The sequence below is a fragment of the Providencia sp. 21OH12SH02B-Prov genome, from assembly GCF_027362595.1.
GTDB lineage: Bacteria > Pseudomonadota > Gammaproteobacteria > Enterobacterales > Enterobacteriaceae > Providencia > Providencia zhejiangensis.
Window position 1 is genome coordinate 375951 of the sequence record NZ_CP114796.1, and the last position, 24897, is coordinate 400847.

Sequence of the window (24897 nt, forward strand, 5' to 3'; positions counted from 1 at the left end):
GTATTGATAGTGATTAAGCCTAAGAGGTTATAGCCCTTGTTTGATAGGTATGAAGGCGGTGAGCTGGCTGTATTAGTGCATGTTTTTTTCTCACAAGAAAAGGACACGGAAAATCTAACCGAATTTGAGTCACTCGTGACATCGGCAGGCGTTAAACCTGTACAGATAGTCACAGGCAGTCGTAAGTCTCCTCATCCTAAATATTATGTCGGAGAAGGGAAAGCGGAAGAAATCGCGGAGGCGGTGAAGGAAAGTGGCGCGGATGTGGTGTTATTCAACCATACTCTGAGTCCAGCGCAAGAACGTAATCTCGAAAGGCTATGCCAATGTCGGGTCGTCGACCGCACAGGGGTCATTTTAGATATCTTTGCTCAAAGGGCGCGCACGCATGAAGGGAAGCTTCAAGTTGAGCTTGCGCAATTACGCCATCTATCAACTCGCTTAGTGAGGGGATGGACGCACCTTGAGCGACAAAAAGGCGGAATTGGCTTACGTGGCCCTGGTGAAACTCAGTTAGAGACTGACCGTCGGTTATTAAGGGGAAAAATCAGTCAGATTTTATCCCGTCTCGGCCGAGTAGAAAGACAACGTGAACAAGGGCGTCAGGCGCGAAATAAAGCGGATATTCCAACGATTTCGCTTGTTGGTTATACCAACGCCGGTAAATCGAGTTTATTTAACCGGATGACGGCTTCTGACGTTTACGCTGCGGATCAACTGTTTGCGACACTGGATCCAACATTAAGACGTATTGATGTCGATGATGTAGGAACTGTTGTGCTTGCAGATACTGTTGGTTTCATTCGCCATCTGCCTCATGATTTAGTTGCTGCCTTTAAAGCAACACTGCAGGAAACTCGCGAAGCAACATTATTGCTTCATGTGATTGATGCAGCAGATAGCCGTTTGGATGAAAATATTCATGCGGTCGAAAGTGTATTGGAAGAAATTGAAGCTGATGAAATTCCGACACTTTTAGTTATGAATAAAGTGGATATGCTGGAAGAATTTATCCCGCGTATCGACAGAAATGAGGATAACAAACCGGTTCGTGTCTGGGTATCAGCGCAAACGGGTGAAGGTATCCCCTTGTTGCTACAAGCATTGACGGAACGCCTTTCAGGTGAAATCGCACATGTTGAAATGCGTTTACCACCTAGTGAAGGCCGCTTACGTAGCCGTTTTTATCAACTTCATGCGATTGAACGTGAATGGCTTGAAGAGGACGGCTCAATTGGCCTTGAGGTGCGTATGCCAATGGTTGATTGGCAGCGTTTGTGCAAACAGGAACAACAATTACCTAGTTATGTTATCTAACATGTCGCTAGGAAATGGAATTGATATTAAGAGTTATTTGTTGCTCTTAACCCGAAAAATCAATCATAAAGATATGGAGCTAAAACATGGCGTGGAATCAGCCCGGTAATGACGGACAAGACCGCGATCCGTGGGGAAGCGGCAATAAAGGCGGCAACTCTGGCGGGAACAAAGGTGGTCGAAAACGTGGGGCTTCTGATCTCGACGATCTCTTTCGTAAACTGAGCAGTAAGCTTGGTGGTAAAAAAGGCGGCGGTGGTGATGGTGATAATAAACAACCCTCTCAAATCAGCGGTCGTCTTGGTGTATTGGCTCTTGCTGCCATCGTAGTTGTATGGGCTGGATCAGGTTTCTATACCATTAAGGAAAGTGACCGAGGTGTTATATTACGCTTTGGCGAGTATAGCGGTGTTGTCGGACCTGGTCTGAACTGGAAGCCAACATTTATTGACAAGGTTATCCCTGTTAACGTTGAAACCGTTCGTGAACAAGCGACTAACGGTATGATGCTAACGTCAGATGAAAACGTGATCCGCGTTGAAATGAACGTTCAGTATCGTGTCACTGATCCTGCTGAATACCTGTTCAGTGTGACCAACCCAGATAACAGTTTACGTCAGGCTCTTGATAGTGCTGTGCGTGGCGTTATCGGTCAGTCAGCAATGGAACAAGTGTTGACAACAAACCGTGCATTTATCCGTGATGTTACGCAAAAAGAGCTAGAAGCAACAATTGCGCCATACAAAATGGGTATCACACTGCTCGATGTCAACTTCCAAGCTGCTCGTCCGCCTGAAGATGTTAAAGCCGCATTCGATGACGTAATCGCTGCAAGGGAAGAAGAACAAAAAACCATTCGTGAAGCTCATGCTTACCGTAACGAAGTTCTGCCAATGGCAAAAGGTAACGCACAAAAGCTAATCGAAGAAGCTGAAGCTTATAAGGCAAGTGTTGTCTTTAAAGCAGAGGGTGAGGTTGCAAGCTTTGCGAAGATGTTGCCTGAGTATCGTGCAGCACCTGAAATTACGCGTGAGCGTCTCTACATTGATACGATGGAACGTGTTTTAAGCAATACACGTAAAGTTATCGCCAATGATAAGAGCAACAGCATGTTAGTTCTGCCATTAGAGCAATTGATGCGTGGTGGCAACAGCAGTGCGCCAGTACCAAAAACGAGCTTAGCGCCTAAAGTGATGAATCCTAATACCAATAATTCATCATCTTATGGTTCGGCACCCGCGCAACAAAACAGTGGTGTTCGTGGTGATGCCGTTAGAGTAGGGAGACAATAATCATGCGTAAATCGCTAATTGTTATCGTTATTGCCATCTTGGCAGTTGCTTACGCATCCATCTTTATTGTTCCTCAAACCGATCGTGGCATTGTGTTACGTTTTGGTAAGGTATTGCGTGACTCAGAAAATAAACCCATTATTTATGAGCCAGGCTTACACTTTAAAGTGCCGTTTATTGAAACGGTGAAAATGCTTGATGCGCGTATCCAGACTTTGGAAATTCAAGCTGACCGTTACTTAACAAGTGAAAACAAAGACTTGATGGTAGACTCTTACCTGAAATGGCGTGTTACAGACTTTAGCCGTTACTATGTAGCGACGGGAGGTGGTAACCCTTATCAAGCCGAAACACTGTTAAAACGTAAGTTCAGTGACCGTTTACGTTCTGAGTTTGGTCGTTTAAGCGTTAAAGACATCATTACGGACTCTCGTGGTCGTTTAACCATTGATGTGCGTGATGCATTGAACAAAGGTACGGCAACGGATGATGCTACGAAAGATGCCGATGCTGCTATCGCATCTGCGGCTGCACGCGTTGAGCAAGAAACTAACCTAGCGCCATTGGTTGTGAATGCAAACAGTATGGCTGCATTAGGGATTGAAGTGGTTGACGTTCGTATCAAACGTATTGAGTTACCGAACGAAGTTTCTGAGGCTATCTATGCGCGTATGCGTGCTGAACGTGAAGCGGTTGCCCGTCAACATCGTTCACAAGGTCAGGAAGAAGCCACTAAGATCCGTGCGGTTGCTGATAAAACGGTAACAGAAACGTTGGCAGAAGCTGAACGTACAGCATTGACACTACGCGGTGAAGGGGATGCGATGGCAACAAAACTGTTTGCTGACGCTTTCAACCAAGATCCTGAGTTCTATGCCTTTATCCGTAGTTTACGTGCCTATGAGCAGAGCTTTAAAGGTGGCGATGATGTGATGGTGCTTAGCCCTGACACAGATTTCTTCCGCTTTATGAAAGCGCCAACTAAGTTGCGTTCTACTGATGATTAAGTTACGTGCAACAGATTAAAATAACTGTTAAGCTAGTAAAGAAAAGCCCGCTTCGCGGGCTTTTTTTTCGCCTACCATTTTAAGTATTGGATTTTTCAGGGAAAATTTAATCTGGTCGAGCTGGCTATTATCAGTTGGAGTTATGGTAGAAATAAAAAATGCCATTTTTGCTTGCTTTCCAGAAAAATAATTTTTGCTGTGCCAAAAATTACTGGAACAGAATATTTTAGATGGTAGAATTCATTTTTAAGCAACCGAGTGTATTTTGAAATGGGTAAGAACGTTGTCGTACTGGGCACCCAATGGGGTGACGAAGGAAAGGGCAAGATCGTCGACTTGCTGACAGAGCGTGCTAAATATGTAGTTCGCTATCAGGGCGGCCATAATGCTGGCCATACTCTTGTTGTAAACGGTGAAAAAACCGTTCTCCACTTAATTCCATCCGGTATTCTTCGTGAAAATGTCATCAGCATTATTGGTAATGGTGTAGTACTTGCACCTGACGCTTTAATGAAAGAGATGAAGCAATTAGAAGATCGCGGTGTTCCTGTTCGCGAACGCTTACATATTTCTGAAGCATGCCCACTGATCCTGCCTTATCATATCGCATTAGATAATGCGCGCGAAAAAGCGCGTGGTGCGAAAGCGATTGGTACAACGGGTCGTGGAATTGGTCCTGCTTATGAAGACAAAGTTGCTCGTCGTGGTTTGCGAGTTGGCGACCTGTTTGATAAAGCAAGTTTTGCTGAAAAACTAAAAGAAATCATTGAGTATCACAATTTCCAACTGGTGAACTACTACAAAGAGCCTGCGGTTGATTATCAGAAAACCCTCGATGACATCATGGCAGTCGCGGATATTCTGACTAGCATGGTAGTTGATGTTTCTGATCTGCTCTATAAAGCACATCAGAAGAATGAATTAGTGATGTTCGAAGGTGCACAAGGCACTTTATTGGATATTGACCACGGTACTTATCCGTATGTCACCTCTTCTAATACCACTGCTGGTGGAGTTGCAACAGGTTCTGGTTTAGGTCCTCGCTACGTCAGCTACGTGTTAGGTATTATTAAAGCATACTCTACGCGTGTTGGTGCAGGCCCATTCCCTACGGAGCTTTTTGACGAGACGGGTGAATTCCTGCGTGAAAAAGGCCAAGAGTTTGGTGCGACTACAGGTCGTAAACGTCGTACAGGTTGGTTAGACATTGTTGCGATTAATCGCGCTGTTCAGATCAACTCCCTGTCTGGTTTCTGCTTGACTAAACTTGATGTGTTAGATGGTCTGAAAGAAGTGAAAATCTGTGTAGGCTACCGCCGCCCAGATGGTCAAGTGCTAGAAACGACACCACTGGCAGCAGATGAGTGGGAAGGTTTAGAGCCTGTCTACGAAACTATGCCGGGTTGGAGCGAAACAACTTTTGGTGTTAAAGACAGAGCGCTGTTACCACAAGCCGCTTTAGATTACATCAAGCGTATTGAAGAACTAACGGGTATTCCAGTTGATATTATTTCAACAGGACCTGATCGTTCTGAAACGATGATCCTGCGCGATCCATTTGATGCATAGTTCAGCCATAGCAGTTTCTTAGATAAGAAGCTGCTCATTATCCGCTGAGAGCCTGTGTCTTGAACAGGCGTCTAGGCAGATTAAAAACACCGATTTATTCGGTGTTTTTTGTTATTGGTTATTCACGTTTTAAATTCGCCAGATCACTGCCGGATGGGTGTTGGTAAATTCTTAGCTTAAAGTATTTTGCTGAAGCATTAACATATTCAAAAATTTCAGATTGTACTTCCTCATACTCAACCCAAGTCGTTGAGCGAGTGAAACAATAAATTTCGACGGGTAACCCGTTGGGGGTTGGTGGCATCGTTCTTATGACTAAGTACATATCAGTCCTAACATCGCCACGCATTTTTATCCAATTCAAAATATATTTTCTGAATAGTTGTAGGTTCGTTACACCATTATTAATCATCCATTCATTGATATTAGTGATGTCACTTCGTGCTTCTAGCATATTTTCTATACTTTGGCGTAAGGGCGCTGTATTTTTTAGCTCATTAAATAAAGCTTCAGTGGCAAATGAAATTGAAGATTGATCAATATAAAAACTGCGTTTGATGCGACGACCTCCCGATGAAAACATGGGTTGCCAGTTAGTGTATTTTTCAGTCAAAAAATCCTTGGTCGGGATACGTGAAATCGTATTATCCCAATTTCGAACGGTGATCGTATGCAAGGCGATATCAATTACTTCGCCACTAATATTACTGCTTGGTAATTCAATCCAATCGTAAAGTTTCAGTACCTTACCATTTGATACAAGTATGTTGGCAACAAATGATAGCAATGTATGCTGGAAGACAAACATTAATACTGCGGCAATAGCACCAAAACTCGAAATAATAATGATCGGTGATTGGTCGGTCATTAGGGCGATGATCAAGATAAATGAAATTATCCATACAATAATTTTTGCGATCTCGATATAGCCTTTTATTGAGTTATTGCGATGCAGGGTCTTTTTGGCTTGGCGCAGAATAAAAACATCTAAGCCATCGTTTATCAGAGCGGCAACATTAATAATAATCAACGCCCAACAGATGGTTTTAAAGGTGATATTCACTTCATCAGAAAATGAAGGCAGCATCTGATTGAGATAAAGCACAAAAGTGACGGCAACAATGGATGCAATTTTTCGTGCAACGCCATCAATTAAGTCATCGTCAGTTAAATTGGTTAATAATGGTAATAACCTTCTGGCAAATCGTAAGAAAATGACTTTGCCAACGATCCATGTCAGCAGTAAAACGACGACTAAGATCGCTGTCATTAATAAGGTGTTCCCTGATATAAAATCATAAATTTCGATAATTTGTTCCATAACGTCCTATATCACCTACTTAGCGTGCCGACTGTTCATTGTAAAACGGAAAAAATAAAAAGATTTGATGTTAAAAGTGATAAGCAGCCTATCGATTCAACTCACTCTTGTTCAAACAGTATAGACAATAGGGAGTGAGTCAGGAATCTCGAGTGGCTTAAGGAATCTGTGCTATTATGTGTTCGATTATTCTTTGATATTATTTGTTTGTCAGTATCTGGCTTGCATCGATAGGCAAAAACAGGAGATGGTAGGAGTGTTTATCTCGCTCTGAAAACCGACATGTTTCCTGCATAGTAAGCTAAACTAGAATAAACGGTATTTGATGATGTCAAATGCAGACGTAATGGCATTCGTTATCGTCTAGGTTATTGTTGTTAACGTGAATGTCTTTGTTGAGCGTTGAAGAGCGGCTTGATTTGATGAAGCCTATTGGCATTAATTTGTTTGCTTTTTGAAGCAAGGCCAACATGAGGTACGGAACATGTACCGTGCCGAGTATAACTTGAATTATTTGAAAGATATCCTTAGGTTATTTTGGCCTAGCGCAAACAATATGGATACCATTTCGTGATAATTTGAGTTTAATAAGAGAGAAGTGGTGAGATAACCATTGGCTAAGCCAAAAATTTTGAGGTGATTGTGCAGCTAACGAGTTTTACAGATTATGGGTTACGTGCTCTGATTTATTTGGCATCACTCCCTGAAGGGAAAATGACCAGTATCACAGAAGTCACTGACGTCTATGGTGTCTCCCGCAATCATATGGTTAAGATTATCAATCAACTCAGCCATCTTGGCTATGTTAAAGCGACTCGTGGTAAAAATGGTGGGATAACGCTTGGACAACCCGCAGAAACCATCCGGATCGGGGACGTTGTCAGAGCACTAGAGCCCCTCACGTTAGTGAATTGCAGTGGTGAGTTTTGCCATATAACACCCGCCTGCCGTTTGAAGGGTGTACTTCATCAGGCGATACAACAGTTTTTAAAGGAACTCGATAAACATACGCTAGCTGACATGGTTAAAGATAACAGTCCGCTTTATCAATTACTGCTCGATTAGACAACGCAGTAATAGCAAATTCTGATGACAACGGAGGTAACGATGTCACAAGATCCTTTTCAGGAAAGAGAAGCAGAAAAATACGAATCCCCAATTCCTAGCAGAGAATTCATACTCGAACTCCTCACTAAACGCTCGGCCCCTGCAAAGCGCGAAGAAATAGCACAATTATTGAATCTCTCTTCAGAAGAAGAGTTAGAAGCCTTACGCCGCCGTTTACGAGCGATGGAGCGTGATGGGCAATTAGTGTTTACTCGCCGTCAATGCTATGCGCTACCAGAGCGTTTAGATTTACTTAAAGGCAAAGTGATAGGCCACCGTGATGGCTATGGTTTCTTGCGCGTTGAAGGTAAAAAAGAAGACTACTACCTATCACAAGATGAGATGAAACGTGCATTACATGGCGATGTCATTTTAGCACAGCCTTATGGTCAAGACCGTAAAGGGCGCACTGAGGTGCGTGTTGTTCGTGTACTTGAACCTCGTAACAATCAAATTGTTGGGCGCTATTTTATTGAATCAGGGATGGGGTTTGTGGTTCCTGATGATAGCCGTTTAAGTTTTGATATTTTAATTCCTAAAGACCAAATCAACGGTGCTCGTATGGGCAACGTGGTGGTGGTTGAATTGGTCACAAGACCACAGCGCCGTTCTCAAGCGGTTGGACATATTATTGAAGTATTAGGCGAAAGTATGGGTACAGGTATGGCAGTTGAGATTGCCTTGCGTACTCATGAAATCCCACATTCATGGCCACCTCAAGTCGAAAAACAGGTGGCGGATTTAAGTGAGCAGGTTCCTGAATCAGCAAAAAAAGGGCGTGTCGACTTACGTGATTTACCCCTTGTGACGATTGATGGTGAAGATGCTCGTGACTTTGATGACGCCGTACATTGTGCTCCGAAAAAAGGAGGGGGGTGGCGTTTATGGGTGGCGATTGCTGATGTAAGTTATTATGTTCGTCCACAAACTGCACTTGATGATGAAGCACGTAGTCGGGGTAACTCCGTCTATTTTCCATCGCAAGTGGTACCTATGCTGCCAGAAGTGCTCTCAAATGGCCTCTGTTCACTGAACCCAGGTGTTGATCGCCTTTGTATGGTGTGTGAAATGACGGTATCTGCGTCAGGTCGCCTATCTTCCTACAAATTCTATGAAGCCGTGATGAATTCACACGCAAGGCTAACGTACACCAAAGTATGGAAGATTTTACAAGGTGATGAGGAGTTGCGTGAACACTATAAGGCATTGGTTCCGCATATTGAGCAATTACATGCGCTTTATAAAGCTCTGGATGATGCACGTATTGAACGTGGTGCAATTTCGTTTGAATCAGAAGAAGCAAAATTCATCTTTAACGCTGAACGCCGTATAGAACGTATCGAGCCTGTAGAACGTAATGACGCTCATAAACTGATTGAAGAGTGTATGATTCTAGCCAACATCGCAGCGGCTCGCTATGTTGAGAAAAATGAAGAGCCTGCACTGTATCGTGTGCATGATCGTCCAAAAGAAGAGAGCGTGATGAACTTACGTTCCGTCTTTAGTGAATTGGGCTTAACGCTACCAGGTGGCATGAAGCCTGAGCCGAAAGATTATGCTCAAGTCATGAATGAAGTTGCTGACCGTCCTGACCATGAATTACTGCAAACGATGATCTTGCGTTCAATGAAGCAGGCGATTTATGATCCTGAAAATCGCGGTCACTTTGGGCTGGCTTTAAAATCCTACGCGCATTTTACGTCACCTATCCGCCGTTACCCTGATCTAACGTTGCATAGAGGGATTAAATACCTACTTGCGAAAGAGCGTGGGCACACCGATCATCGTTGGACGCCGACAGGTGGCTGGCATTCTGATATGGATAGCATGTTACAGCTCGGAGAGCATTGTTCCATGACGGAACGCCGTGCCGATGAAGCGACACGCGATGTCGCCGATTGGTTAAAATGTGACTTTATGCAAGACCAAGTCGGTCAAGTCTTTACAGGGCTAATTACCAGCGTGACAGGTTTTGGTTTCTTTGTTCGCTTAAATGACCTGTTTATTGATGGCTTAGTGCATGTATCGACGCTAGATAATGATTACTACCGTTATGATGCGGTGGGACAACGCTTGATTGGTGAGTCTTCCGGAACTACTTATCGACTTGGCGATGAAGTGGAGATTCGCGTTGAAGCGGTGCATATGGATGAACGCACCATTGATTTCGCCTTGATTTCAACTACGCGTAAAGCCAAGAATCCCGGTAAAACAGCACGTGATAGAATGAAAAAAGAAGTTAAAAATGCAACTAAATCAGCACGCAGTAAACGTGGTGATGCGAGCAAGGATAAAAACTTCGAGCCTGATTCAGCTTTTCGTCGTTCAGAGAAGAAAGGCAAGAAAACAGATAAAAAATCAGATAATAAGGCTAAAGGGAAAAAAGCCTCTGATAAAACCAAGAAAATTAGTGCAAAATTAAAAGCTAAACGCGCAGCGAAAAAAGCCCAAAAACAAGAAGGGTAATGGATCCGCTGAGTTAACTAAGGTGGCGTCATGCCACCTTGAATTCCATCAACAAAAAAGAGATTTATGAGCGAAATTATTTACGGCATTCATGCGGTGAAAGCCCTACTTGATCGTGATGCATCACGACTCAAAGAAGTTTATATTTTAAAAGGGCGCGAAGATCGCCGTCTGATGCCGATTATTCATGAAATCGAAGCGCTTGGCATTGTGGTGCAAGTCGCGAATCGTCAATGGATGGATGCACAAACAGAAGGTGCGGTACACCAAGGCATCATTGCAAAAGTATTGCCGGGTAAGCAGTATCAAGAAGGGGATTTGCCTGATTTTCTTGAAAATACAGAAACCCCTTTCCTATTGGTGTTAGATGGCGTTACAGACCCTCATAACTTAGGGGCATGTTTGCGTAGCGCAGATGCAGCGGGCGTTCATGCAGTGATTGTGCCGAAAGATAAATCAGCACAACTTAATGCAACCGCGAAAAAAGTTGCTTGTGGCGCAGCGGAAAGCGTTCCTTTGATTCGCGTGACTAATTTAGCGAGAACGTTGCGTTTATTGAAAGAGTACAATGTCTGGATTGTGGGTACCGCGGGTGAAGCCGACCACACCTTGTATCAAAGTAAATTAACTGGGGCAATGGCACTCGTGATGGGAGCTGAAGGGGAAGGCATGCGCCGTTTAACCCGTGAGCACTGTGATGAGTTGATCAGCATCCCAATGGCGGGAACGGTTTCTTCATTAAATGTTTCTGTTGCAACAGGTATTTGCCTGTTTGAAGCTGTGCGTCAACGTACTGATAAGTCACCCGAATAATAAATATTCAGTGATATTTGTCGCCATCTCTTGAGTTTTCTCTCGGGGATGGGTATAGTGACGCGTCAATTTTTTAGCCGCACTCAACAAGTTCCTTGCCTCCGCGGGCCGCGGTTAACCCTGACAGGAGGCTGAATAATCCGTAAGGAGCAACTACTAATGCGTCATTACGAAATCGTTTTTATGGTCCATCCTGACCAAAGCGAACAGGTTCCGGGCATGATCGAGCGTTACAGTGCTGTAATCACTAACGCACAAGGTCAGATCCACCGTCTGGAAGACTGGGGCCGTCGTCAACTGGCTTACCCAATCAATAAACTGCACAAAGCTCACTATGTTCTGTTGAACGTAGAAGCTCCACAGGAAGCGATTGATGAGCTGGAAACTAACTTCCGCTTCAACGATGCCGTTATCCGCAGCATGGTTATGCGCTTAAAACACGCAGTAACAGAAGCTTCTCCAATGGTTAAAGCTAAAGACGAACGTCGTAGCCGTGACCTGGCTGATGAATATCAGGATGAAGAAGCTGAAGAAGCTGGGGATTCTGAAGAGTAATTGCGCAGGTGTTCACTAATCGTTTGGTGCTCACAGGCACAGTCTGTAAAGCATTGATTCGAAAAGTGAGTCCGTCGGGTATCCCTCACTGCCAGTTTGTTTTAGAACATCGTTCACAACAACAGGAAGCAGGATTAACCCGACAAGCATGGTGCAGAATGCCCATAATTGTTAGCGGACAAACCTTACAAGCCCATACTCACAGTATAACGGTCGGCAGTCGAATTACAGTCACTGGTTTTATTAGTACCCATCAAGGGCGCAATGGATTAAGTAAACTGGTTCTTCATGCCGAGCAGATTGATTTGATAGATTCTGGAGACTAGCCATATGGCACGTTATTTCCGTCGTCGCAAGTTCTGCCGTTTCACAGCGGAAGGCGTTCAAGAGATCGACTATAAAGATATCGCAACGCTGAAAAACTACATCACTGAAAGTGGTAAAATTGTACCAAGCCGTATCACCGGTACTCGTGCAAAATATCAGCGTCAGCTCGCTCGTGCTATCAAGCGCGCTCGCTACCTGTCTCTGTTGCCATATACTGATCGTCATCAGTAATTGGTACAGTCCATTAACGACTTTAAGAGGATAAGGTAATGCAAGTTATTCTGCTTGATAAAGTAGCTAACCTAGGTAGCCTGGGTGATCAGGTTAACGTTAAATCGGGCTATGCTCGTAACTACTTAGTTCCACAGGGCAAAGCTGTTCCTGCAACTAAGAAAAACATCGAATTCTTCGAAGCTCGCCGCGCTGAACTGGAAGCTAAATTAGCTGACGTTCTGGCAGCAGCTCAGGCTCGTGCAGCAGCTGTTACTGCGCTGGGTTCTGTTACTCTAGCTTCTAAAGCGGGTGACGAAGGTAAACTGTTTGGTTCTATCGGTACTCGTGACATCGCTGATGCAGTAACTGCTGCTGGCGTTGCAATCGCGAAAAGCGAAGTTCGCCTACCAAATGGCGTTCTGCGTACTACTGGTGACCACGAAGTTCATTTCCAGTTACACAGCGATGTTTTTGCTGAGCTGAACGTTATCATCGTTGCTGAGTAATCAAAAATGATGGTAGTGCCATCGGTTTTCCGATAGCACAAAAAAAACACCGGCTAGTCCGGTGTTTTTTATTGCCTGTAATCGCGCTTGTTCAAGTCAAGCTACGGTGTTCGGTAGTAACTACCATCACTTAGACGCGCAAAGCTAAATGTTTTACCTTCAGCGGTCGTAATCTCCAATAGCTGTACTTCCCCTTTTGCATTTGCCTTCAAACGTATTTTCTGACCCTGCCGTAAACTACTGAGAGGTTTTTCCGCTCCCTCAACACGGGCCATAACAAATGCATCATTGGCTTGCAGGTGGTTATCACGAAACAGTTGTGCCAATGTTTTGCCTTTTTGTATCTGATAGTTTTGCCATTCATTGGTTGTAGGGCGAGTTGCAGGCTGTTGTGTCTGCTTTGGTGGTGTGGTGGTCGTTGGTGGTGATGTAACCTCAGGTGGAGTCTGCTCCACTGGCGGTTCTTGGATGATCTCTGGTTCAGCAGGCACGCCTGCGGGGGCACCTTCCGTTTGACCGTTATCTATTGGTTCTTCTGATGGTGTTGGAGTCACTATCTCGGGAGTTGTTGGTGGCGGTACAACAATAGGCTGTGGCTGACTTTGAGGTGTTTTATTACCTTGGTTTTCATCACCAGTAGGCCAGAAAAGGGCTGCAATAACGATAATCGCTAAGATAGTGATACCAATGCGATGAAATCTTGAAAATTTAAGCATGACTCCTCCTTGATTGAGGAACGAACGGTGACGAACTAAATTCATTTGTGATGATAGGAATAGTAGCACTGATTTTTAGTAATTTGATTACCCTAGGTTATTTTTCAGAGAACACTGAGCTGAATCATACAAAATAGCTTACTTTTAACGCACAGAGGTATGGTTTAGGTTTACCCATAAGGTAGGGGCTGTTATTCTTGCTTTTTTATCAAAAACCATACAGGTATTTTCATGGCAAACCCAAATTTTGATTCAGTAGAAGCTCAAGCAAGCTATGGTATTGGCTTACAAATCGGTCAGCAATTATTAGAGTCTGGTTTAGAAGGCCTAGAACCTGCTGCTATTTTAGCAGGCCTCACTGATGCGTTAGAAGGTAATATGCCTTCAGTTCCTGTTGAAGCACTTCATAAAGCGCTACGTGAAATTCATGAGCGTGCAGATGCAGTCCGTGCTTCTCGCCAAGAAGCCATGGCGGCTGAAGGTCGTGCATTCCTTGAAGAAAACCAAAAGCGTGAAGGTGTATCAACCACTGATTCTGGTTTGCAATTCTCTGTGATTAACCAAGGTGAAGGTGCGATCCCTGCACGTACTGACCGTGTTCGCGTCCATTATACAGGTCGTCTCATTGACGGTACTGTTTTTGATAGCTCAGTTCAACGTGGCCAACCCGCAGAATTCCCTGTGAGTGGCGTTATCCAAGGTTGGATAGAGGCTCTGACTCTGATGCCTGTCGGTTCTAAGTGGGAACTGTACATCCCTTCTGAGCTGGCTTATGGTGAGCGTGGTGCAGGCGCATCTATCCCGCCATTCAGTACGCTAGTCTTTGAAGTCGAATTACTCGAAATTCTGTAATCTTGGCGGTCAGTATAACTGACTAAGCCAATATCAGGGCTTTGCAGGCCTGCCTTTTTATGATGAAGGCAAGGTCGCAAAGTCCTTTTTATGTTTTAAGCTGTAGGTGTTATTGAGGGGGAATCTTTTTTAGTTCTAAACACCCGTTTATTTACAAGACGTGCAATGATAATAAAAATCACAAAACCAACGATGACAAATAGCTCATCTAAAGTGGTGATTTGTTGAGAGACCTCTATTGATAAATACAGTAAGAAAGCTAATAGGCTCATTATTGCCAGTAGTATGATGGTATTAATGAACGAAAGAAGCATTAAACGTTTTATCTTGAGTTGATTTCCTTGGAAAGGAATTGACCTATATATACTTAAAAGCAATATAACGATAGCAGCGGCTGTTGCAGGAAATAACATGTCAGATGCTTGGTAACTCAGAAGCAAAAAAATTTTTAATATCAGTTGATTTTCCTTGAGTAACGCAATGCAATATATCGTGAGAGAGGCGATAACAAGCGTAAAACATAGCATGGTTATGGTATAGAGTGCATTGTAAATTAACCCATGATTTTTTTCTGTTAATACGAAATCATGACGGGCTTTTTTACAAAAAAATATTCTTGGTATAAATAGTAAAATAAGTATCAAGACGTTGATAATGTTAAATATAATGGAAAAGCTATAGGTATATATTAAGCTAGGGCGATGATATAACTGTACCTCTCCAAACATCTTATGCATGGCTATCCCATTTACGTATTGCGTAAATTTGAGAATAAAAAAGTAGACGATGGCAATACCCGCAACAATAAGGATATTTTTAAGGTTAGCTTGGTTCAATTTGGTGTAGTAAAAGATAAGGCAAGTGGAAAATAGGAAGATAAAAATCTTAATGAACCATTCTACCCTTAGGCTATATATAATCGCATTTAAATAATGAGGCGGTACGTATAATAATGGTTGAATTGTCACGCTATAAAACCAAAAGTACTCCGTGAGGATCCAAACACTCACAAATATGGCGGGTAATCTAAAAAAAGAGAGCTTGGCTGTATTTGATTGACTCATTTTTATTCCTAAATTTTAGAGAATCACATCATTGATAGTGGTGATATATAAATAGCAGGTTAGATTCCTATTCAAAAATGCGATTAAGCTTATTGTCATTTTTACTTATTGTTCTGTATAGCATTAAATCATAATGCGTTGTTGCAACTCGAGAATGGGGTATAAAGTTTGCTACCTTAATGTTGTCATCGAGCCTAAATATAGGCATTTTTCTTAGCGGCATTAGCGCTAAAAACCTAAAGTCACTTCTTATATATTCACAATCTATAATTGCCTTTCTTTAAAAGAAGCTCACCGCTCTCTCTTATTTGTTTCTTATGGATATAAAACAATGGATTAAACAATATTGCTATTGCAAATGTCGAGTGATAAATCAAATCTAAAGCATAATATAAAGCGCTGTTTCTGATATAACGCAATATTTCCCCAAGAACACTATTCTTTTCATTAATTGAAACTACTTGGAAAGAAAATAATGTAAATTGATAAGGTAAGTGTGAACGGTTTCTGTGGTTCCAATGATCTATGGCTGTTAAGCTAAAGGTACAGAGTGATGGAAAAGAGGTGAATCATGCTAAAACAAATTTGCGAATTGGCTATCGATGCAGGCTCCGCCATTATGGCTATTTATACCAGCCAAGAGCCGTTACATATTGATCATAAAAGCGATCAATCTCCTGTGACAGAGGCTGATATTGCTGCTCATAACATTATTACTGCCGGTTTAACACGTATTGCACCCGATATTCCTCAATTATCTGAAGAAGCGCCACCGTCATGGGATGAACGTAAAAATTGGCAGCGTTATTGGTTGATTGACCCTCTGGATGGAACAAAAGAATTTATTCATCGCAATGGTGATTTTACAGTCAATATTGCGTTGATTGAAAAGGGTATACCGATTATGGGCGTTGTTTATGCGCCCGCCAAAGGGTTACTCTATTACGCTGAAGGTAATCAAGCGTGGAAAGAAGAAGGTGGGCACAAGCAACCGATTCATGTTAAAGATTCAATGCCACCTATCATAGTGATCAGCCGCTCTCATCAAGATGGTGAATTGCGCGATTATCTTGCTCAAATGGGAAGCCATGAAACGGTTGAAATTGGTTCTTCATTAAAGTTTTGTTTAGTGGCAGAAGGCAAAGCGCAACTGTACCCGCGTTTCGGGCCAACCAATATTTGGGATACGGCAGCAGGGCATGCTGTGGCAATCGCATCCGGTGCTAAGGTTTTAGATTGGAACGGTAAAACGCTAGATTACACCCCACGAGAGTCTTTTTTAAACCCTGGTTTCCGTGTAACTTTGTTCTGACTGGAAATGAGAACATGTCGGGTAAATTGGTATATTTACCCGACAAAACGCGATTAGTTATCGAGCTTGAGTACTTTTGCCGTTGCCGCGCGAATATCTAAGCAAGCTTTTGCGTCGACTTTTAAATCAATTCCATAAGTTGGAATGATCTCTTTTAAACGCGCTTCCCAGCCATCTGAATTGAGCTGATCCGCAAAGCAAGTCTTCAAGACATTCAATGCAATAAACGCAGCGGTAGAAGCACCCGGTGATGCGCCCATCAAGACAGTCAGTGACTTATCTGCGCTGGTAATCAATTCAGTACCAAATTCTAGGATACCTTTTTTATCGTGATCTGGTTTTATGATCTGAACACGTTGTCCCGCAACCACTTCTTTCCAGTCTTCACGCTGTGCTTCTGGGTAGAATTGTTGCAGCATAGCAAATTGGTGGGCTGAAGTTTGGAGCACTTGCCCAACTAAGTACTCAGCTAGCGCCCAGTTATCTTTAGCAACGGCAAGCATTGGCTCTATGTTATTTAATTTAACCGATTCAAATAAATCTAAATAAGAGCCGTGTTTGAGGAATTTGCTAGAAAATCCAGCATAAGGACCAAACAATAATGAGCGTTTACCATCAATGATACGTGTATCTAAGTGTGGAACGGACATAGGTGGGGAGCCTTTGTCTGCTTTACCATACACTTTTGCATGATGGCGAGCTGCAATTTCTTCATTATCACAACGTAGCCAGATACCGCTAACAGGGAAGCCACCATAGCCTTTACCTTCAGGAATACCTGATTTTTGGAGTAATTCGATAGCTCGTCCGCCTGCACCGATAAAGACAAATTTAGCGGTCGTAATGGTTTTTTCATGAGTGAGTAGGTTTTTGACTTCGATATTCCATCTGCCGTCAGCGGCTCTTTTAATATCGATAACTTCATGTTTGTAGTGAACAGCAAAACCTGACTGCTGGCTCAATTGTTCCATTAATAGATGCGTCAGCGCGCCGTAATCCACATCGGCACCGGTTGCAACCCGTGTCATCGCGATAGTTTCTTTTGGATCACGGCCTTCCATGATCAGTGGTGCCCACTCATTGATCTGTTGCGGATCCTCAGTGTATTCCATGTTCTGATAACAGTGGTGAGCTGACATCTGGGTATAGCGCTGTTTCAAAAACTTGACGTTATCTTCACCCCAAACAAAGCTCATATGTGGGCAAGGATGGATGAAATCACGGGGATCTTTGATTTTGCCTTTCGTGACTAAGTAAGACCAGAGTTGGCGAGACAGATCAAACTCGGTATTCACTTCAAGGGCTTTACTGATATCAACCGTGCCATCTGGATTCGGTGGCGTATAGTTCATTTCACAGTTTGCAGCATGACCTGTACCGGCGTTGTTCCAAGGATGAGAACTTTCTTGCGCACAGTCATTCAGTCTTTCAAAAACCGCAATATTCAGTGATGGTTCAAGTTCTTTTAAAAAAGTGCCGAGGGTAGTACTCATGATACCGGCACCGATGAGCGCGATATCTACTTGTTCTGAAATAGGCTTACTCATTAAAAACTCCTAAGACTTAGAGGGTTTAAAACACAGCTCAGTGCCTTCTTGATAGACAACATACGCGCGACGCCATGGTTCATCGCCGATTAAACGCCATTTATGGCCGGTTCCCGTGTTATCTTGGGCGAGTAAAATATCACCCGGTTTAATAATAAACGTTGAACCATCTTTGGTTTCAAACTCTAAAGTACCAGTAAGTGTGATGACATAACGTGGAACAGGATCTTTGTGCCAATCCCATGACCCGCCTGAAGAGGTTTCGCGGAAGGATAATTCACTAACGGCAATAGCAGGAGTTTCGCTATCTCCTCTCGCTTCTCCACTTAATTCAATCGTGCCTTCTTCAAACAGAGAATTACCATCTTCACCGGTCCACATACGAACACAACGTATCATATTATTAACCTCTTAAGTTTTGTATGGATGAACAAACAAGCTAATAGGTAAACATGAAGCACTTTTAACAAAAGATATTGTCAAATAGTCATATTAAGATAACTCTAAATAAGTGTACTTTTAGAATAAATATTCTATTCAACTATTGTATCCTATTCTATTTAAAATAAATACTGTAGGAATTGGTAGGATGTTTTCCGATGATATTTATTTGAATGACAAAAAATAAAATAAATGGTGACGTAACTTATTGATAATAAATAAACTATTTATTTTGTTTATTATGGGTCAAACCACACATCAATAAATAGAAAATTAACGTAATAAATAAAAAAATATAAATAGAAATAAACACGATTTAATTTTCCTTCCTAATTCTAATCAAGAAGGAAAATAGAATAATATAAATAGCATTATTTTTAATGAGTTAAAATATTATTTAAGGCAAGATGCTGAATAAGCATGATGGTTTTACCATCGACAATTTCGCCCGTTTTTATGGCGGCCAATGCTTTAGGAAATGGCCACTCTAATACCTCAATATCTTCACCTTCTTCAGCAAGGCCACCACCTGAGCTAATTCGATCTTGGTCATGATATTCTGCGATATAAAAATACAGTTTTTCAGTTACAGAGCCTGGGCTCATATAAGCTTCAAAAATTTTTTCAATTTTTTCAATACGAAATCCGGTTTCTTCTTCCGCTTCAGCACGTATACGTTGTTCTGGTGAGGCGTTATCCAGTAATCCAGCGGCGGCTTCGATGAGTAAATGCTGGTATCCATTAATATATAAAGGAAAACGAAACTGGCGGATCAGTACAATCGTATTTTTCACTCGATTGTATAGCAAAATCACCGCACCATTTCCTCTATCATAGGATTCGCGGGTTTGTTGTTGCCAACTGCCATCACGGCGCTGAAGTTCATAAGTGTATTTCTTCAGTGTATACCAATTATCAGAGAGCAAAGTTTCTTGAATATTACGAACTTGAGGGATTTTAGTCGACATGATATGACCTTCATAATGATGATAGCTGTTAATCTAGCATTGTCATCAATATCTCGAAATAGGAAATCATGCTAGTTGCACCCTATTGAAGGGAATAAAGGATAGATAAGGCAGCTTGGATGCCAAGCCACCTTATCAAATCAACGTTATTTAATCAGTTGGATCTGTTTCACTTCCACTTCTCGTGAGTTCCAATCTTTGTCAATTTTACCGCGGATCTCCACTTTATCTTTTGGCGTTACGTTAAGGCCATTCCATCTTTTTGGACTAATTTCAAGATTGATGGTGCCTGTACCATCGGTAAATTCATAATGTTTCTGATCCAACTGTTTAACGATATTACCACGCAGAATTACCCAGCTATCATCAGAGAGATCTAATGCTTTAGCGACAGTGGTTTCGCCACTACTTGGTCCCGTGAAACCACCTGATTGGGAAGTTTGAGCGGTGGTATTTTGGGTTGCACCTGGTCCATCAAAGCCACCATTTACAGCCAGTACTGGTGCAGAAGCTAATGCCGCAATCAAGGTAATTAAAGGTAATGTTTTCATAGTGGTCCTCTCCATTTGGTTACCAAAATTTGTTTACGGGAGCTATTAAAACAAAAAATTCTTAACAGGATCTTAAGGGAATCCCATAAAAAAATATATTTTAAATTTAGGCCATAACAGCTGGTCATCGCTAAACGAATCGGATAAATATAATAATATGCTAACACAGGAGAGAAGCATGCGTATTTTGCTGATAGAAGATGACCGATTAATTGGTGATGGTTTAAAAGTGGGCTTAAGCCAGTTAGGCTTTACCATTGATTGGTTTACTGATGGAAAACAGGGGCAAGTTGCGCTACTTGATGCACCATACGATGCCGTGATCCTCGATCTTTCTCTACCGAGTTTAGACGGCATGGATATTTTGAAATATTGGCGTCAAGAAGGGCGCGATGAGCCTGTTCTCATACTGACTGCCAGAGATGCATTGGATCAGCGTGTTCAGGGGTTACAGCAAGGTGCCGATGATTATCTCTGTAAACCTTTTGCCCTCGCTGAGGTTGCCGCGCGGTTACAGGCTTTAATTCGTCGGCGAAGCGGGCAGTTATCACCCATACTCAAACATGGTGATGTAGAAATGGATCCTGTGGCGATGACGGTAACTTGTCATGGTAAATTTATCGAATTAAAAAGCAAAGAGTTATCCTTGTTATCGCTATTTCTACATAATCCAAATAAGGTGTTGTCCCGAACGATGATAGAGGAAAAATTATATAACTGGGATGAAGAAGTATCGAGCAATGCTGTTGAGGTGCATATTCATCATTTACGCCGCAAATTAGGATCGGGTTTTATCCGGACGGTTCATGGTGTTGGTTACCGTTTAGGTGAAGCGGTATGAAAACCTTTAGTTTACGTTTAAAGCTAACGCTGATACTGCTGTTACTTGCCTTAATGACATGGGGTATCGCGAGTTTACTCGCATGGCATCAAACCTATAAAACCATTAATGAATTATTTGATACCCAGCAAATGGTTTTCGCCAAACGCTTATCCGTATTACCTTCTGACCTTGACTTTAATAATACGTCATTAGCAAAAACGAAAAAAATCTTACGTAAAAATCGGGGTCATCAAGATGATGATGCACTGGCATTCGCTATTTTTACACCTCAAGGCGAAATGGTCCTCAACGATGGTGATAATGGGCGTAAAATTCCCTTCAGTTTTTCTCGGGAAGGTTTTACTGAAGGCAAAATTAAAGGGAGTGATGATGAATGGCGTTTTGTCTGGTTAAAGTCTTCGGAAGGGCAATATATTATTGCAGTAGGGCAAGAGTGGGAGTATCGGCAAGATCTGGCAATGGACATTATGGTTGCTCAGTTTTTGCCTTGGTTAATCGCTTTACCGACGCTGTTGATTGTATTTTTATGGTTATTAACCCGAGCATTACGCCCCTTACATCAAGTGGCTACTCAGCTCTATCAACGGCGGCCAGATGAATTAACGTCGGTTCAGGTCGAACGCTTGCCGTCAGAAGTTAAGCCTATGTTAGATGCGCTTAACCACTTATTTGAACGGATCCAGACGATGTTTGCCCGCGAACGGCAATTTACCTCCGATGCGGCACATGAGTTACGTAGCCCATTAGCCGCCCTTAAAGTTCAGGCTGAAGTCGTGCAAATAGCAGGGCAAGACTCAGCAATCCGCGAACATGCGGTGGCCAATTTATCCGAAGGTATCGATAGAGCAACACGCCTTGTTGACCAACTCCTGACACTTTCGCGCTTAGAATCACTGTCACAACTGGACGATATTGAGCAGCTATCATGGCTTGCATTAATTCAGTCATCAATTAAAGACATTGAGTTAGAGGCTAAGGCGGCACAAGTTACCATTGATGTCAGTGTGCTCAGTGAACCATCATCATTTACAGGACAACGTTTGTTATTAGCTATCTTACTGAGAAATATACTGCATAATGCGATCCGTTATGGGAAGACGGGTGGGAAAGTTGAAATAGAATTAAATAATAATGACCTAACGATTAAGGATGATGGGGCGGGAGTTCCGCTAGAGGTGCTGAAGCGATTAGGTGAACGTTTTTATCGTCCAGCAGGGCAAGAAAAAACGGGCAGTGGATTAGGATTATCGATTGTTAAACGTATCGCTGAATTACATCATTTTAAATTAGCGTTTACGAATGGTGAAAATGGCGGTTTTTGTGTGAAAATACATTGGTCATAATGATTGGTTATTAATATATTTCAAATAATTATTCACCGTGTAAATTTAAAGGTAATACGCTTTCTTTAGAATAACGCTCTCTTGGTATGGAAATCTGTGCCTCTCGATACGATGCCATTCTCTATGTGCACGACAGCAATATTTCCGTGCACTAGAGAGGGTGAAATTTATTGTCCTAGTTCTGCTTTTATCAGGGTTATCACTTTATTAATTTCAGGTTCAGTCAGTGCCCCATCTTTGAAATACAGTACTTTTCCTTCTTTATTCAATAGGATAATCGCTGAGCTTTCAGGGGTGAGGCTCCATGCTTTTTTAACGACACCATCACTATCAACAATAAATTGTGAGTAAGGAAACTCTTTCTTGCTATCCTCAACGCTATTACTCACAAAAACACCGGTGCCGAAAATGGCATCATCGGCATTAATAATTGAGGTTGTTTGATAGGTATCATGAGGAAAGCGGGCTTTTTTGATCGCTTCAATCAGTGGTGCATTGAGTTCTTTAGCTGAAGAGCGCCCCGCAATATGTTGAATTGTCCGAACTTTTCCAGGTAGCTGTTGGCTTTTCCATTCTTGATAAGAAAATTTTCCATCAGGACTTAATTGCATTTCACCTTTATCAGTCACTGAAACAGGGGGAACGGATTGGTTAAGTTGGATTGGGCTTGCCAAGGCGGTAGAGGAGAGGGTTAGTAGGCAAGCAAATAAAAAACTCTTCTTAATCATTATATTACCTCTTTTGTTATATTTTGATGCATCAACGAGAAATGAACCATCACAAAAATGTGTTGTGCTTACAGTTATAGCATAGCTCATCCGATGAGTTGTGAAACCAAAATTAACATTTTTGCAAAATTTAGCATAACTACAAAGTTTTTGAGGTTATTGACAGAATGTTTGTAGTGTCATTTTCTGTAAATGAATTGAATAAAACTGCAATAATCGAACCAAAGTAAATATTCCTGGTCTATTATTAACGAGCGGTATGAGTGAAGAGTATCGTAAGACAAAAGGAAAGGAAAAGTTCTAATGAAAATATTTAACCGTTATAACCCATCCAAAATTGCACTCTACGTTAAAACGCTATTCCGTGGTCGTATCTACATCAAAGGCTTTGGGGCTTTTGAGTTTAATTATGGCAAAATCTTACCACCAAAGGTGGGCGACAAGCGCCACTACAATGTGATGAGTGAGGTGAACAAACAAGTATTGGTACTACAGTCTGAGTTGGGGTAGTTGCTGTTAGCCTAAATAGCAAATTGCTATTGAGCTAAAAACAGCGCCACATAGAGTGGCGCGTTAAGCGAAACGGCTTCGCTGTAAAGCATTAATGCTTAGTTTGTTGTGTTGGTTGTTCTGCGTTAGCCGTTTCCACGTTACTTTTTCCTGCTTGAACCACGACGGCTGCTGGCGGTGTTGTGACTCGGGTAACAAGTAATTGATCGATCTTGTAGTTATCAATATCAACCACTTCAAATTTATACCCCGCATATTTGACATAATCAGTACGCTTTGGCATTTTTCTTAAGCGATACATCATAAAACCAGCAATGGTCTCATAGTTGCTAACGTCAGGAAATTCATCAATATCCAAAATACGTTGCACATCTTCAATAGGGGTTCCGCCTTCAACTAACCATGAGTTTTCATCTCGTGAGATGATCTGCTCTTCTTGGCCTGGCCCGATAAGATCCCCCATTAACGTGATCATCACATCATTAATTGTGATCAGCCCCATAACGAGAGCGTATTCATTGAGGATCACCGCAAAGTCAACGCCATTAGCTTTAAAGGCCTCAAGAGTGTCAGACAAAGAGAGCGTATCAGGGATCATTAAGGCATTTTGAATATGAACACCATCTTGTAAATTAAGACTTTGGCCATTCAATACACGGTTTAATAGGACCTTCGAGTCAACATAACCAATGACATGATCAATATCACCGCTACACACTAAAAATTTGGAGTGTGGCTCGGTTGAAATTTTGTGTTTGATGCTCTCTTCGGATTCATCTTTATCAAAGTAAATAATACTTTCACGCGGGGTCATTGCCGATGGAACCGTGCGAGATTCCAGTTCAAAGACATTTTCAATCAACTCATGCTCTTGTTTACGCAATACGCCAGCAACAGCGCCTGCTTCAACAACAGCAAAAATATCATCTGAAGTGATATCTTCATTACGCGCAGTGGGTAACTTGAAAATTTTGAAAATCAAGTTAGCAAGGCCATTGAAGAACCAAACTAGTGGGCTGAGTAGGGTTAAACACAAACGCATTGGGTTAACAATCCGTACAGCGATAGCTTCGGGTTTTACCATTCCAATACGTTTAGGGGTTAAGTCTGCCACTAAAATAAATAGGCTGGTGACAATGGTAAATGACAGAATAGATGCAGTTTGTTGTGCCCACTCGGGAGAAAGGAAATTAATAAAAATGTCTTGTAATGCAGGTGAAAAGGCAGATTCACCGACAATCCCTGCCAAGATGGCGACCGCATTTAGGCCGATTTGAACCACAGTAAAAAACATACCGGGCATTTCCTGTAATTTCAGGACTCGTGCCGCATTAATGTTGCCCTCATCGGCCATTAACTTGAGTTTGATACGACGAGAAGCTGCCAGTGAAATTTCTGACAACGAAAAAAATGCGCTAATTGCACATAATAAAAGAACGATCAGTAAACTATTAAGCATAAATTATCCAAATATTACCTTCAGGAACATCTGACCCTTTATGGAGGATCCCCTGAAGGCAACTCTTTC

26 protein-coding genes are annotated in these 24897 nt (G+C 42.2%); 16 read left to right on the forward strand and 10 right to left on the reverse strand.

Annotation, left to right across the window (positions count from 1 at the left end):
- Positions 1-36 precede the first annotated feature (36 nt).
- The 3 genes from hflX (at position 37) to hflC (ending at position 3616) form a co-directional block, all read left to right on the forward strand.
- On the forward strand, positions 37-1317 hold the full coding sequence (gene hflX, locus O7C57_RS01795) for a ribosome rescue GTPase HflX (protein ID WP_154623463.1): 1281 nt from the start codon (positions 37-39) through the stop codon (positions 1315-1317).
- A gap of 86 nt (positions 1318-1403) precedes the next feature.
- Complete coding sequence (gene hflK / locus O7C57_RS01800; protein ID WP_269723535.1) at positions 1404-2609, forward strand: FtsH protease activity modulator HflK; 1206 nt, start codon at positions 1404-1406, stop codon at positions 2607-2609.
- A gap of 2 nt (positions 2610-2611) precedes the next feature.
- Positions 2612-3616 (forward strand): protease modulator HflC, encoded by a 1005-nt coding sequence (gene hflC, locus O7C57_RS01805; RefSeq protein ID WP_154623461.1) that lies wholly within the window; start codon positions 2612-2614, stop codon positions 3614-3616.
- Between the two features lie 27 nt (positions 3617-3643).
- Here hflC and O7C57_RS01810 read toward each other — a convergent pair whose 3' ends face one another.
- Positions 3644-3781, reverse strand: coding sequence for a hypothetical protein (locus O7C57_RS01810; RefSeq protein WP_269723536.1), 138 nt, complete (start codon positions 3779-3781; stop codon positions 3644-3646).
- 105 nt (positions 3782-3886) lie between these two features.
- Between O7C57_RS01810 and O7C57_RS01815 the strand changes: the two genes are divergently transcribed.
- Positions 3887-5185: an adenylosuccinate synthase gene (locus tag O7C57_RS01815; RefSeq protein WP_154622437.1), complete on the forward strand. Its 1299-nt coding sequence runs from the start codon at positions 3887-3889 to the stop codon at positions 5183-5185.
- 118 nt (positions 5186-5303) lie between these two features.
- On the opposite strand, the gene O7C57_RS01820 is transcribed toward O7C57_RS01815, so the two are convergent.
- Positions 5304-6506, reverse strand: coding sequence for a mechanosensitive ion channel family protein (locus O7C57_RS01820; protein WP_154622438.1), 1203 nt, complete (start codon positions 6504-6506; stop codon positions 5304-5306).
- A gap of 642 nt (positions 6507-7148) precedes the next feature.
- Between O7C57_RS01820 and nsrR the strand changes: the two genes are divergently transcribed.
- From nsrR to rplI, 7 genes are all read left to right on the forward strand, one after another.
- Positions 7149-7571 (forward strand): nitric oxide-sensing transcriptional repressor NsrR, encoded by a 423-nt coding sequence (gene nsrR / locus O7C57_RS01825; protein WP_163863223.1) that lies wholly within the window; start codon positions 7149-7151, stop codon positions 7569-7571.
- Positions 7572-7613: 42 nt separating this feature from the next.
- On the forward strand, positions 7614-10079 hold the full coding sequence (rnr, locus tag O7C57_RS01830) for a ribonuclease R (RefSeq protein WP_269723537.1): 2466 nt from the start codon (positions 7614-7616) through the stop codon (positions 10077-10079).
- 66 nt (positions 10080-10145) lie between these two features.
- Positions 10146-10892, forward strand: coding sequence for a 23S rRNA (guanosine(2251)-2'-O)-methyltransferase RlmB (gene rlmB / locus O7C57_RS01835; RefSeq protein ID WP_154622440.1), 747 nt, complete (start codon positions 10146-10148; stop codon positions 10890-10892).
- A 159-nt stretch (positions 10893-11051) separates the two neighbouring features.
- Positions 11052-11447, forward strand: a complete 396-nt coding sequence (rpsF, locus tag O7C57_RS01840; protein ID WP_154622441.1) for a 30S ribosomal protein S6 — start codon at positions 11052-11054, stop codon at positions 11445-11447.
- 8 nt (positions 11448-11455) lie between these two features.
- The gene (priB, locus tag O7C57_RS01845) at positions 11456-11773 is read left to right on the forward strand and encodes a primosomal replication protein N (protein ID WP_163863218.1); all 318 of its coding nucleotides are present in this window, start codon (positions 11456-11458) and stop codon (positions 11771-11773) included.
- A gap of 4 nt (positions 11774-11777) precedes the next feature.
- On the forward strand, positions 11778-12005 hold the full coding sequence (rpsR, locus tag O7C57_RS01850; RefSeq protein ID WP_000135199.1) for a 30S ribosomal protein S18: 228 nt from the start codon (positions 11778-11780) through the stop codon (positions 12003-12005).
- A gap of 38 nt (positions 12006-12043) precedes the next feature.
- Positions 12044-12493 (forward strand): 50S ribosomal protein L9, encoded by a 450-nt coding sequence (gene rplI / locus O7C57_RS01855; protein ID WP_154622442.1) that lies wholly within the window; start codon positions 12044-12046, stop codon positions 12491-12493.
- A 101-nt stretch (positions 12494-12594) separates the two neighbouring features.
- On the opposite strand, the gene O7C57_RS01860 is transcribed toward rplI, so the two are convergent.
- Positions 12595-13209, reverse strand: a complete 615-nt coding sequence (locus tag O7C57_RS01860) for a LysM-like peptidoglycan-binding domain-containing protein (protein ID WP_196713720.1) — start codon at positions 13207-13209, stop codon at positions 12595-12597.
- Between the two features lie 231 nt (positions 13210-13440).
- Between O7C57_RS01860 and fklB the strand changes: the two genes are divergently transcribed.
- Positions 13441-14061, forward strand: coding sequence for an FKBP-type peptidyl-prolyl cis-trans isomerase (fklB, locus tag O7C57_RS01865; protein ID WP_154622444.1), 621 nt, complete (start codon positions 13441-13443; stop codon positions 14059-14061).
- Between the two features lie 95 nt (positions 14062-14156).
- Here the strand turns inward: fklB and O7C57_RS01870 are convergent, their stop codons facing one another.
- The gene (locus O7C57_RS01870; RefSeq protein ID WP_196713719.1) at positions 14157-15125 is read right to left on the reverse strand and encodes a hypothetical protein; all 969 of its coding nucleotides are present in this window, start codon (positions 15123-15125) and stop codon (positions 14157-14159) included.
- 571 nt (positions 15126-15696) lie between these two features.
- On the opposite strand from O7C57_RS01870, the gene cysQ reads away from it, so the two are divergent.
- Complete coding sequence (gene cysQ / locus O7C57_RS01875) at positions 15697-16437, forward strand: 3'(2'),5'-bisphosphate nucleotidase CysQ (RefSeq protein WP_154623673.1); 741 nt, start codon at positions 15697-15699, stop codon at positions 16435-16437.
- A 53-nt stretch (positions 16438-16490) separates the two neighbouring features.
- Here cysQ and mqo read toward each other — a convergent pair whose 3' ends face one another.
- From mqo to O7C57_RS01895, 4 genes are all read right to left on the reverse strand, one after another.
- The gene (gene mqo / locus O7C57_RS01880; protein ID WP_196713718.1) at positions 16491-17984 is read right to left on the reverse strand and encodes a malate dehydrogenase (quinone); all 1494 of its coding nucleotides are present in this window, start codon (positions 17982-17984) and stop codon (positions 16491-16493) included.
- A gap of 9 nt (positions 17985-17993) precedes the next feature.
- Positions 17994-18383, reverse strand: coding sequence for a hypothetical protein (locus O7C57_RS01885; RefSeq protein WP_154623671.1), 390 nt, complete (start codon positions 18381-18383; stop codon positions 17994-17996).
- 419 nt (positions 18384-18802) lie between these two features.
- Positions 18803-19393, reverse strand: a complete 591-nt coding sequence (locus O7C57_RS01890) for an NUDIX domain-containing protein (protein ID WP_163863213.1) — start codon at positions 19391-19393, stop codon at positions 18803-18805.
- 146 nt (positions 19394-19539) lie between these two features.
- On the reverse strand, positions 19540-19944 hold the full coding sequence (locus O7C57_RS01895; RefSeq protein ID WP_154624524.1) for a YgiW/YdeI family stress tolerance OB fold protein: 405 nt from the start codon (positions 19942-19944) through the stop codon (positions 19540-19542).
- 178 nt (positions 19945-20122) lie between these two features.
- On the opposite strand from O7C57_RS01895, the gene qseB reads away from it, so the two are divergent.
- Together qseB and qseC are read left to right on the forward strand one after the other, a co-directional pair.
- Positions 20123-20785 (forward strand): quorum sensing response regulator transcription factor QseB, encoded by a 663-nt coding sequence (gene qseB, locus O7C57_RS01900; RefSeq protein ID WP_154624525.1) that lies wholly within the window; start codon positions 20123-20125, stop codon positions 20783-20785.
- On the forward strand, positions 20782-22131 hold the full coding sequence (gene qseC, locus O7C57_RS01905; protein WP_163863211.1) for a quorum sensing histidine kinase QseC: 1350 nt from the start codon (positions 20782-20784) through the stop codon (positions 22129-22131). Before qseB ends, qseC begins: the two co-directional genes overlap by 4 nt.
- A 167-nt stretch (positions 22132-22298) precedes the next feature.
- Here qseC and O7C57_RS01910 read toward each other — a convergent pair whose 3' ends face one another.
- Positions 22299-22859: a YtfJ family protein gene (locus tag O7C57_RS01910; RefSeq protein ID WP_269723538.1), complete on the reverse strand. Its 561-nt coding sequence runs from the start codon at positions 22857-22859 to the stop codon at positions 22299-22301.
- A 303-nt stretch (positions 22860-23162) separates the two neighbouring features.
- On the opposite strand from O7C57_RS01910, the gene O7C57_RS01915 reads away from it, so the two are divergent.
- On the forward strand, positions 23163-23369 hold the full coding sequence (locus O7C57_RS01915; protein WP_014657315.1) for a DUF1107 domain-containing protein: 207 nt from the start codon (positions 23163-23165) through the stop codon (positions 23367-23369).
- Positions 23370-23460: 91 nt separating this feature from the next.
- On the opposite strand, the gene O7C57_RS01920 is transcribed toward O7C57_RS01915, so the two are convergent.
- Positions 23461-24828 carry a hemolysin family protein gene (locus tag O7C57_RS01920; RefSeq protein WP_154624528.1) on the reverse strand — a complete coding sequence of 456 codons (1368 nt, stop codon included), beginning with the start codon at positions 24826-24828 and terminating at the stop codon, positions 23461-23463.
- Between the last annotated feature and the right edge of the window lie 69 nt (positions 24829-24897).